Source organism: Streptomyces sp. NBC_01546, assembly GCF_045208355.1.
Taxonomy (GTDB): Bacteria; Actinomycetota; Actinomycetes; order Streptomycetales; family Streptomycetaceae; genus Streptomyces.
In genome coordinates this window covers 420025-429512 of sequence record NZ_CP109380.1, presented here as the reverse complement: position 1 = coordinate 429512, position 9488 = coordinate 420025, and the positions used below count along the sequence as shown (strand labels likewise).

The following is a 9488-nucleotide window of genomic DNA, read 5'->3' as shown; positions in this document are numbered from 1 at the left end:
AGTTCCCCACGCGCTGCGCGCGTGGGAGAGCTGCGCCCTCGCTGCGCTTCGGCGGCCGGCCCTTCGGGCCGTGAGAGCCACCGCTTCGCGGTGGCTGGTCAGTTCGCTTCGCTCTCTGACCTGCGGGAATCTGCTTCGCCTCTTCCCGCTACGGGCTGCGCTGCGCTTCGCCCGGTGCGGCCGCTGCGCGGCCGCGGGGCCCTGGTCGCTTGCTCCTGGGCCCTGGGCCTATGGCCACCTATGGTCGGCCTCAGCCTGACTAGAGTACTTCGGCGTCTACATGATTCATGAAAACCTCTGCGGCTGTTTTGTATTTTTCAATTGCCTTCTCCATCTCCTCAGACCAATTTTCAGCCTGGTTATATCCGAAGTATCTATCTCGCAACAAGAGGACTGCGGCTTCGCGGGGCGGTACGGTCTTCGCCAGCCACGTTCGAGCCTCCGACGTCCCCACCAAACGTGCATTCACCTCTGCCTGCAAGATCCGCTGCAACGCGGGGACGTATTTCTCGTTGTTCTGCTGCTTAAGTTCTTCCGTGGTAATACCCTGCTTATACTGAATCAAAAAGTTTCGCAGGCTCGCCATTTCTGTTGCCAAGTCCTGGACCTTTGTGCCGAACGCAGCATAGGCCTGCCGACGGATGTCAGCTCTTCTGGCCTCCGCTGCAGCCTCCCTTGCCTTCCCCCCGTCGTAATACCCCAGGACGCTGCCTGCCAGACCCGCCAGAGCTCCGATCAGAGTGCCAGCCAACGCTGCGCGCGCCGAACCCCACCCCCTGGCCCGGTTTCCCTCTTGGCCGGTGCTCTCCTGCTGCTCTGCCTCCATGCTCAAGGTCTACCTCACCACGGCGGACGACGCCCGGCGAGAGCTCCATTCAGCCTAGATGGAGAGAACGGAAACGGCCCACACAAGACCGCGCAGAGCCTCGGCTGTTCAGGCCGGCACCCCATCAACCACCAACACCCGCGCGGCTGGCAATTAAGCCCCCCTGACGGTCCCTCTACGGACCACCGGTGAGGTGCCCTGCACATCTTGGCTCGCGGAGGGCCGTAAACCTGATCTCTAAGGTTCCCCGGCTGTGCCCGAGTGTCTGGCTGCGGAGGGCTGCTGCTCCACCACGCCAGGCAGTCGGAGGCCTTAATCCACGTCTGCTTCATTCTGGATGAAAGATAGATTCTGGAAGCAGGTCAAGTGGCGGGCACCGTGGGGACACTCCCCTGGCTGGGCCCTGGAGCTATGTCCCTACGCGCCCCTGACGGACCGTCTATACCCTTACCACCTGCGGAAATACCCCAGGAACCAGGTAGCGGAGAACGGCCCGCCCGGCCCCTCACCGCTTCAACACCACACCCCACCCACCACCAAAACACACTCATCTGACAGACCGTCAGACGCCTGAGGGAAATTCAACACGTCGCTGGGTGAAATCCAGAAAGGCTTCTTACGTTCCCAACACAGCCGCCTTCAAATAGACAATATAATTGTCGACTTCTGTCGGCCTATAGCCGCTTCTACCTATACGGGGAAAATCAGATGGAGTCGTCAGGAGAAATGTCTTCAGTTGTTCAATATCGATCAAGGCGAGTTTCTTGACCTCGGCTACATAACGGTCAACTGCGTGCGTTGAGTAGTTGCTGTCGAAGTCTGGGTGCCCGTACACGAAGCGCACGGGCACCGAGTTGAGAAGCTCACGACCTTCACGTTCTCGGCGACGCCGATCGGCTTCGGCCTCCCGCACGGCAGCGTGGCTCGCTGCCTCCATCTCCCGCGAGGCGTCGATGTAGGTGTTGATGTAGGCAGACAGCCGCTCGACCTTCTTGTCCAGCTCCATCACTCGGTGGAGCGCGTCCGAGAGCTTCTTCTCCACGAGGGCGACCCGGTTGAGGGCCTCGACCAGTGGGTCGTCGGCAGGCGGTCTGTCCGCCTTCGGGCGGGCGTTGTTGGCCCGATGCCAGGCTCTGGTCCAGGCGGCCTTGTCGCCGCCGCAGATGCGTACGAGCTCGTGGAGGGTTCCCTCCTGGGGGAAGGTCGTCCCTCTCGCAGCAGCCCGCACTGTGTTGGGCGCTAGGCCGGCAGCACTCGCGACCCGCTCCATGGTCTTGCCGCTGTTCAGGATCATCTCGTTGAGTGCCTGGGCCAACTGTTCAGGCGTGCTCACCGTGTCCGGGCCAACCATGTCTTCCCCTCAGAGCTCTTCAATCCTGCGCAGATCGTAGAAAACTGAGGACCCCTCCGACCTGCGGTTTCCGTAACTCCATACGGGATCACGGCAAGCAGGATCAGTTCTCCGCATCTTGATCCACACACGCCGTGAGATGAGCGCACAAACACCCGCACACCTCACGGAGGCGCTCATGACCTGGTCCGATCTCTGCTTCACCCTGTTCACCGGCCTGCTGGAGCAGCTCCCGTCGGCCGTGGTCATGACCGTGGTCGGTACGGTCATCGCGTGCCGACGCCGCCAGAAGCCCAGTAATGAGGAGCAGCACGAAGCCGCGAACAGCAACGCGGAGCGTGCCGACTAACCACTGGCCGAGTCCTGGCTGGCGGCCCCGCCCAGGGGCCGCCGTCTCTCACCCGTCCAGCCCGGTCGGGGTGCCCGCAACCGGCCGGCGCTCAAGAGTGGGGTCATGTCCGCACGCTTGATCGTCTATCCGCCCGACGGGAACGGCTGGCGGCGAGTCCGCTGGGATGGGCAGTCCATCGGCCTCGCCCACCAGCCCTCCGACATCCTCGTCTTCCTCCAAGAAGCGGGGATGGAGGACGCCGAGGCTTTCGACCTCACCGGTGAGCTGGTCGAGTGGCGCGGCGGCGGCCCCGAGACCTGGGCCGAATCACCACCCTGAGCAGGGGAAGGACCCATCACGGATAGAGCCTGAGGGCGCCACGGAGCCCTCCCCACGCGCGTGGACAGCATGTCCACCATCGTGGGCACCCACTACAGTGGAGCCCTGCGGCACTATGCACGCGTGCATGCTGATCATGCTTCCGAGCAATGTCAGTGGCGCGCGGCAGACTGATGTCATGCAGTACGGCGGTCCCTGCCCGGCATTGATAGGTGGACAGGAACCGCCGCGGGATGTACCCGCACCTCGCGCCTCTTGGTGTTCCAGCACCAGGGGGCGCGTCGCGTTTTACAGGCGGCTGACCAACATCTCGTACAACCACACCAGGCACTGGTGCATCCAGTGCCCGGACTCGTCAGCAAGACCAGCCAGAAGGGCCTGGACTGTGCCGACGAGCAGTGCCTCGCGAATCGTGGTGCGACTCTCACCCCGGACAGGCGGTCGGCCGTCGTCCTCGGAACCGTCGGACTTCGGCTTGTCGCTCTCCGGCATGGGAGCCCCCCAATCTGGACCGCCGCGCCTCAACTGGATGGCCGGGGCGACGGTCCGTCAAAACCCGGCCCTCCAGAAGCTGCACACACACCCGGAAGGGGTGGGATTAGAGTACCGACCCCGACTGACACATCCGGGGCACTGACGGGTACGGTCGTCGACGCACGACAGAGGACAGCTGTCTGAAAAAGCGATCTACCACCACCAGTGCCTCCACCGTGGCGGGTTCCCGTGACGACCGATGAGTAGCGCGCCGAGCAGATACTCGACGTTTTCGACACCGCTTTCGGTGAGCTGCTCGCCGCCGACCCCGCTGCCTTCCAGGTCAAATTCCGGAAGATGGCCGCCTCGGCGTTCGCCTTCTACCGGGGCACGGCCTGCCTCTTCTACGCGGACCTGGAGCGGGACCGGCACGGCGGCCCGTACCTGGACGAGCGGACGGGCCGGGTGTGGATCCACGGCGATCTGCACGCGGAGAACTTCGGCACGTACATGGACTCCAACGGCCAGCTGAACTTCAACGTCAACGACTTCCACGAGACATACGTCGGCCCGGGGCCATCGAGCTGGACGCGGCCACCCGCTACAAGGTGCTGGCCGCCTTCGACGGCTACCTGGAGACCCTGCCCGACGAGTCCCTCGTCCGGCCCGACTCCTACCGGGTCAAGGACGTCGTGGGCCGCCGCGGCGTCGGGATCGGCTCGGCCGGCCTGCCCTCGCGGACCCGGCGCTCGATCTCGATGCCGTGGTCCATCAGCTCCAGGAAGTACCGGCCCTTGCCGAAGATGTCCTGGTACTCGGAGGCCGACTTCAGGGCCTCGTCGAACCGGTGAAGTTCTTCGCCAGCTCCTCGGGCTTCTTCTTGCCCATCACGCGGCGCAGGATGTCGGCCTCGCCGAGCGAGTACCCGGCGATGATCTGGGCGGCCTTCTGCACCTGCTCCTGGTAGACGATCAGGCCGTAGGTGACCGCGAGCACCTCTTCGAGGGGCTTCTCCAGATCCGGGTGGATCGGGGTGATCTCCTGCTGCTTGTTCTTGCGCAGGGCGTAGTTCGTGTCGCTCGCCGACAACGTCGAGGCCTGCCCGTACTGCAACCCCGACAACGCCCTCGGCCTGCTGGACTGACCGAACGCCGCTCCCCGGCGCCAGACGGTCGCCAGCGAGGGCGGGCCTCCACCCGTCGGAGGTTGAGGCCGCCCTCGACGCCGCTTGGCCGCCGACTGCAGCTTTGGATCGTCACTGCCTAGTCAGAATCACGACTGCCCAGAAAGTGCGTGAAGGGCACACAGCTGGAGGTCACCGCCGCACCAGCCATCACGGCGTTGACGAGAGATGTGGTGGATATGTAGACCACCGCTCCGGCAACCGTCCCGAGGATGAGGAAGAGCAGAAGCAAGAACCACGTCCGCAGGGTCACCAGCGTCCGCTCGGCGGCGGCGGGCGACTTCGGCATCGGCGGCGGGGTCTGACGATGCCGAAGGTTCGCGATCTTGATACGGGTCACCGTGTGGTGCCAGATCAAGGTGCGCTCCGCCTCCAAGCCGCACGCCATCAGGAAGATGTGCAGCCATTCGGTGGTGGGCAGCTCGTCGCCGTTGAGGACGTGCGAGAACGTCGCACCGGAGATCGGGTACGAGCGGCGGCTTCGCTTCTCCAGATCTGCAATGGTCAGCCCCCTGTCCGCGACCAGCTCGCGCATCACGGACAGGACGTCCTTGGGGGTCGTACACAAGGCCAGGGCCGTGTGCATACGGTCCACCGCGGGGCTGGTCACCCGCTGCAGCTCGTCGTCCTGGTGTGCCTCCATGAACTGCTGCACGAGGGCGAGCAGTCCGTCGGGCGGAGGCGATATGGGGGTAGGGTCCGGGACCGGCCGTCCCCGCCGGGAGCGGCCCCTGACCAGCGCGTGGCCGTCGCTCTTCTCACGGTCCTCCGGCTCCGACTGCTGGATCTCGACCAAGTCGGCGCCGGCGCTCTGGGTCACGCTCTTGCGCACCTCTTCGCCCGCGACGCGGGCGACCGCGTTGCGGTGGATGGTCCGCCACGTGCGCATGTCGCCGCTGTAGCCGCACCCTCGAACGAAGGCCTCGACCATCTCCCACTTCGGCACGGTCTTGCCGGACGCCGCAGTGGAAAGGGCCGCCGCGGAGTAGTGCGAGGTGGAGGCCAGCTCCTTGTAGGTCAAGTTGCTACGGCGCCGGAGCGCCCGCAGTTCGCGGGCAAGCTCCGCCACCTCCATCGGCACCTCCGGGGAGATCTCGTTCTCAGGACGCGCCACGACGCCCCTTCACCTCCTGGGAGCCGGCGTCCCGCCCGTGCACACGTCGCACGAACCGCTGGGCTCCCCGGTGCAGGTGCCGGTGACCGGCGTGGCGGGGCATCCCGGCCGGGGGCCGGGACGGTGCGGGCTGCACCACCACGACCGGAGCTGCCGTAGGCCGCGCGCAGCGCGCGTACCCACGGTGGCCACGACGGTGCTCGTGGGGACGGATCTCCGAGGCGGCCTCGAGGGCGTTGCCGGCCTCGACCGGCTCGACGGCCTCAGCGGGCTCGATCGACGCCGGCTCGTCGGTGCGGGCGGGCTCGACGGCCGGGTCGTCGGAGTTGGCGACGTACTGCAGGAGGACGTCGCCGACGGCTCCCGCGACGATGGTGCCGATCGTCATGCTCGTGTCGGGATCGACTCCGAGGGCGTGGGCGGTGAAGCCCGCCGCGGCTCCGGTGGCATTGGCCACGGCGGCGGCCATGACGGCGCGCCGACGCTTCTTCGGGGGGTTAGGCATCTCAACTCCTGGGCGAGGGGCTCTTCATGCCCGCTCGATAAGAGGGTGGATGTGAGTGAGGGCGCCCCGGGGAGGGGCGCCCTCGCTCAGCCCTCGCACGGGTGGCTTCCGTGCTGAGGGTGTAACTCGGCCTGAGTGCATATTCAGTTAGTACGAACCTGGCCACAGGCCCGGCTTCGAGGAGCTCCAACTCCTGTTCGCCGGGGTGGAGGACCGTGGTCCTCCGAGGCTTCCGCGCGCGGTAATCAGTCTGCCCCATGGCGTCCTCCGCGGGACACCGGCTGCAACCTCCGCTCACGAGGTTGTGAACTCGTGAACAACCCGCCTCACCACGACACGCGGGTCTCGCTTACGGCATGAAGAACCCCGATCTGGTAGAGGACGGCCCGGGACATTCCCGACGGGCAGCCCGTCTTTTGACGGCCATCAGGCCTTCGGAGTAACGAAGAAGCCGACAAAATTGACCACAACAGACGACTCCCCGGAGGCAAAACCCCAGTTCAGAGGTATTGTTAAGTTGTTGTGGTTCTTCAGGCTTGCGTGACGACCTGCCCCGCAAGCCGCGAATCGCGATACATGACCCCTCGTGGCACGCCACCATGGGGACGCGGTTCAGCTCCAACTGGCCGCGTACAAGAGGCATCTCATGGCCTGAGTGCACCTTGAAGGCCCCCCGCTTCGGCGGGGGGCCTAAAACGTTCCATGGGGACTCTCTCGCGAAACAAGCGCTTCGCCCTGTTCATCCCGACCCGCTCCCCGCCGAACGCCATCTGTGAACAACCAGCGGTCCGCCTCTCACACGAAGTGTCATCTGTGATCGAGGTCACCTGCCTGTACAACGCACCTTGACTGCTAAATCGAATGAAAGTTCCCCATTTCGATTGGCAGTTCGAATCAGGGTCGGCGCCCCCTCACTTCCGCCTCATCCGGCTGTTGTCGTGATCGCGCAGCAGCCCACCCAGCAGAGACCTGAGTTTCGGCTTGCAACCCGCGGTCACCAGGCCGCGCTCGAGGAGAACCTTGGCAGCGGTCAGAGGCCGATCTCCACGACGGTCGGCGAGCAACTGCTTGGGGGTCTCGATCTGGCCCTTCCTGTACCGCTCGACGGTGCGCTGGTAGATGTTCTGGATCACCACTCCGCACTGCGCCTCGTGCTGAGGAAGGGCGTCCGCGACTGGTACTCCTTGAAGTCCCGGATCGAGAAGATGATGTCCGCGTAGTCGATGCCGACGGACTCGACCAGGAGGTCGTCCGCGCAGAGTGTCGTCGTCGGAGTCGAAGACCTCCTTGTCGTCCTAGACCGAGGTGAGCAGGTCAGTCAGCATCCAATCGGTGACGCCGCCGATGCGCTGACCTTGATCGCGTTCTGGTGCCCGTACGTGCCGATCATGGCGACCTTGTCGGCGCCGTACTTGTCGGTCACGTACCGGATCACCTCGACGCGCCGACGCTCGTCGAAGTCGATGTCGACATCGGGCATGGAGACGCGCTCGGGGTTCAGGAAGCGCTCGAAGATCAGGCCGTGGGTGAGCGGGTCGAGGTCGGTGATGCCCATGGCGTACGCGACGATCGAGCCGGCCGCGGAGCCTCGGCCCGGGCCCACCGCGATGCCCTGGTTCTTGGCCCACATGATGAAGTCGGCGACCACGAGGAAGTAGCCGGGGAAGCCCATCGAGATGAGTCCGAGGAGTCGATGGCGTACATCCCGTCCGTGGACTTCAGGTGCGGGCTCTGGATACAGCGACGCGGGGCCGCCACCGATGTGGTGACGACCCCGCGCAGTGGTGCCCGCGAGCAGCCGCTCTCCCGCGCTCCGGTCAGACCTTGAGCCAGCCCCCGGCCTGCGGACGCTGACGGGCCTTGAGGCGGCGCCACGCGGACACCCACTCCTCGACGTCCCGGATCCCGCACAGCTTCACGAAGGCGATGCACCGGTCCAGGTCGGGGATCCTCTGCGTCTCCTCGACCTTCTTGGTGTTCAGCATGTCGCTGATCGTGGCGCGGCGCAGGATCCCGTTGCTGGCGTCCTGCAGCGTGCGGAGCGACGGGGTACCAGCCCAGATGTGCACCGCGTTGAGCGCCTCGGCGAGCTCGACCGGCGTGGTGATCGGCGTCGGATCGGGCCTGCCGGACTGGGACGCAGGCAGGATCGCCACGATCCGGTCGACCGGCCGCTCGATACGAACCGCCCCGAGATTGACCTGGGTATTTTCCTGCCTGGTTTGGCGGATCGAGGCGAGGCTCTCCCTGTCCCGCGACGGGCGACGGAAGTACTCGAGAACCTGGTACGTCTCCGACGCAGTCGCATCCAGCGCCGTAAGCACCCTGGCGAGGACTTCCCGCCTCGGGTGGCCGACCCCGGACTCCCATCGCTGCAGCGTCGCCTCCGGCACGTCGGACTTCTCCGCGACCTCCGCCCGGGAGACGCTTCTCTTCAGGCGAAGGGCATGCAGGGGCTGAGTGCCCAGGTCTCCCAATTCAGCCATCAGGACTCACCGCCGGACCGGGCAGGGCGGAGCGCCCTGCCGAGGGCGTGCACGGTGTGCTTGATGGTGTTCGCGGTCGGCTCGATGAGCACGGCGGCGAGCACGGCGCCGACAACCTCGATGGTGTGGCCGTACGCGCACAGCCACAGCATCGCGAGGGCCGCGACGACGGCGACGATCGTGCGGACGGAACTCTTGAAGCCGAACCCGCGGTGGGTGCCGGCGGTGATGACGCAGCCCTGGAGTACCGGGTCGGTCGGCTGGAGGACCCAGCCGCCTCCCGGTACGGGAAGCCAAAACATGGAGAAGCCGCTCCTGACGTTGCATTGATAGCCCGGACGGGGTGATGCAAGGGGCTTCGCAGGCCCCTGCGGCCGATCGGCGACCGCTCCTCGATCATGCCTCGCCGATCGATTCGTTCACAATGCCGCTTTCTGGGGCGTGAGTTTGCTCAAGAGAAAAGGAATGCGTCCTTCCATCAGCCGAACTGACGTGGCGACAGGAGTCAAACAGCCTGTGCACATGTCCGGGTCTCCGAAGGCGTCCGGCACTGTCCGTAGGGGTGTCCGAGAGCGTCCGCAGCCGTCCGCAGCACATGCAGTGATCTTGTGGTGCAACCCGACGTCGGGGCCGGTTTCATCGGTGAGCTGGCCGGGATGCCGTCCGGGGGTGTCCGAGGCCGTCCGGCAGAGGTGAGCTAATCGCAGTCCCGGGGCGATAGTTGGGTCCGAAGCCGCTCCCTAGCCCGGACGGTTGCTGAGCCGTCTGTTCGCAGCAGATCCGGCTCCTCTTTTGTGACGCACATCACTGTGCGAGAAGAGCCCGCGTCTCCGGACGCGGGCTCTTCTCGTTCGGCACGGCCCCCGATCAGAGGCTCAC

At 65.6% G+C, this 9488-nt stretch carries 9 protein-coding genes and 3 pseudogenes; 4 read left to right on the top strand and 8 right to left on the bottom strand.

Features of this window, described 5'->3' with window-relative positions; all coding sequences use genetic code 11:
* Positions 1 to 259: 259 nt before the first annotated feature.
* Together OHA89_RS40725 and OHA89_RS40720 are read right to left on the bottom strand one after the other, a co-directional pair.
* The gene (locus OHA89_RS40725) at positions 260 to 826 is read right to left on the bottom strand and encodes a hypothetical protein (protein ID WP_331762022.1); all 567 of its coding nucleotides are present in this window, start codon (positions 824 to 826) and stop codon (positions 260 to 262) included.
* A gap of 616 nt (positions 827 to 1442) precedes the next feature.
* On the bottom strand, positions 1443 to 2177 hold the full coding sequence (locus tag OHA89_RS40720; RefSeq protein WP_331762020.1) for a hypothetical protein: 735 nt from the start codon (positions 2175 to 2177) through the stop codon (positions 1443 to 1445).
* 178 nt (positions 2178 to 2355) lie between these two features.
* Here OHA89_RS40720 and OHA89_RS40715 point away from each other — a divergent pair, with 178 nt between their 5' ends.
* The 3 genes and pseudogenes from OHA89_RS40715 to OHA89_RS40705 all read left to right on the top strand — a co-directional run.
* Positions 2356 to 2526: a hypothetical protein gene (locus OHA89_RS40715; RefSeq protein WP_331762018.1), complete on the top strand. Its 171-nt coding sequence runs from the start codon at positions 2356 to 2358 to the stop codon at positions 2524 to 2526.
* 105 nt (positions 2527 to 2631) lie between these two features.
* A complete protein-coding gene (locus OHA89_RS40710; RefSeq protein WP_331762016.1) occupies positions 2632 to 2847 on the top strand; it encodes a hypothetical protein in 216 nt (71 codons plus the stop codon).
* Positions 2848 to 3600: 753 nt separating this feature from the next.
* Positions 3601 to 4058: pseudogene (locus OHA89_RS40705) on the top strand (DUF2252 family protein); the annotation flags it as partial.
* Between the two features lie 112 nt (positions 4059 to 4170).
* Here the strand turns inward: OHA89_RS40705 and OHA89_RS40700 are convergent.
* The 3 genes and pseudogenes from OHA89_RS40700 to OHA89_RS40690 form a co-directional block, all read right to left on the bottom strand.
* Positions 4171 to 4401, bottom strand: a pseudogene (locus tag OHA89_RS40700) (hypothetical protein); the annotation flags it as partial.
* Between the two features lie 182 nt (positions 4402 to 4583).
* Complete coding sequence (locus OHA89_RS40695; protein ID WP_331762014.1) at positions 4584 to 5618, bottom strand: helix-turn-helix domain-containing protein; 1035 nt, start codon at positions 5616 to 5618, stop codon at positions 4584 to 4586.
* A complete protein-coding gene (locus tag OHA89_RS40690) occupies positions 5605 to 6123 on the bottom strand; it encodes a hypothetical protein (protein WP_331762012.1) in 519 nt (172 codons plus the stop codon). Before OHA89_RS40690 ends, OHA89_RS40695 begins: the two co-directional genes overlap by 14 nt.
* Positions 6124 to 7061: 938 nt before the next feature.
* Between OHA89_RS40690 and OHA89_RS40685 the strand changes: the two genes are divergently transcribed.
* Positions 7062 to 7343, top strand: a complete 282-nt coding sequence (locus OHA89_RS40685; RefSeq protein ID WP_406368964.1) for a hypothetical protein — start codon at positions 7062 to 7064, stop codon at positions 7341 to 7343.
* Positions 7344 to 7468: 125 nt separating this feature from the next.
* Here the strand turns inward: OHA89_RS40685 and OHA89_RS40680 are convergent.
* From OHA89_RS40680 to OHA89_RS40670, 3 genes and pseudogenes are all read right to left on the bottom strand, one after another.
* A pseudogene (locus OHA89_RS40680) lies at positions 7469 to 7885 on the bottom strand (DNA polymerase III subunit alpha); the annotation flags it as partial.
* 55 nt (positions 7886 to 7940) lie between these two features.
* On the bottom strand, positions 7941 to 8609 hold the full coding sequence (locus OHA89_RS40675; RefSeq protein ID WP_331762008.1) for a helix-turn-helix transcriptional regulator: 669 nt from the start codon (positions 8607 to 8609) through the stop codon (positions 7941 to 7943).
* Positions 8609 to 8911: a hypothetical protein gene (locus OHA89_RS40670; RefSeq protein WP_331762006.1), complete on the bottom strand. Its 303-nt coding sequence runs from the start codon at positions 8909 to 8911 to the stop codon at positions 8609 to 8611. Before OHA89_RS40670 ends, OHA89_RS40675 begins: the two co-directional genes overlap by 1 nt.
* Positions 8912 to 9488: the final 577 nt, after the last annotated feature.

What these genes read in the sequence shown, in the direction of transcription:
- OHA89_RS40720 (WP_331762020.1), bottom strand. Translation starts at nt 2,177, where the DNA reads ATGGTTGGCCCGGACACGGTGAGCACGCCTGAACAGTTGGCCCAGGCA.
- OHA89_RS40670 (WP_331762006.1), bottom strand. Translation starts at nt 8,911, where the DNA reads ATGTTTTGGCTTCCCGTACCGGGAGGCGGCTGGGTCCTCCAGCCGACC.
- OHA89_RS40675 (WP_331762008.1), bottom strand. Translation starts at nt 8,609, where the DNA reads ATGGCTGAATTGGGAGACCTGGGCACTCAGCCCCTGCATGCCCTTCGC.
- OHA89_RS40710 (WP_331762016.1), top strand. Translation starts at nt 2,632, where the DNA reads ATGTCCGCACGCTTGATCGTCTATCCGCCCGACGGGAACGGCTGGCGG.
- OHA89_RS40725 (WP_331762022.1), bottom strand. Translation starts at nt 826, where the DNA reads ATGGAGGCAGAGCAGCAGGAGAGCACCGGCCAAGAGGGAAACCGGGCC.
- OHA89_RS40715 (WP_331762018.1), top strand. Translation starts at nt 2,356, where the DNA reads ATGACCTGGTCCGATCTCTGCTTCACCCTGTTCACCGGCCTGCTGGAG.
- OHA89_RS40690 (WP_331762012.1), bottom strand. Translation starts at nt 6,123, where the DNA reads ATGCCTAACCCCCCGAAGAAGCGTCGGCGCGCCGTCATGGCCGCCGCC.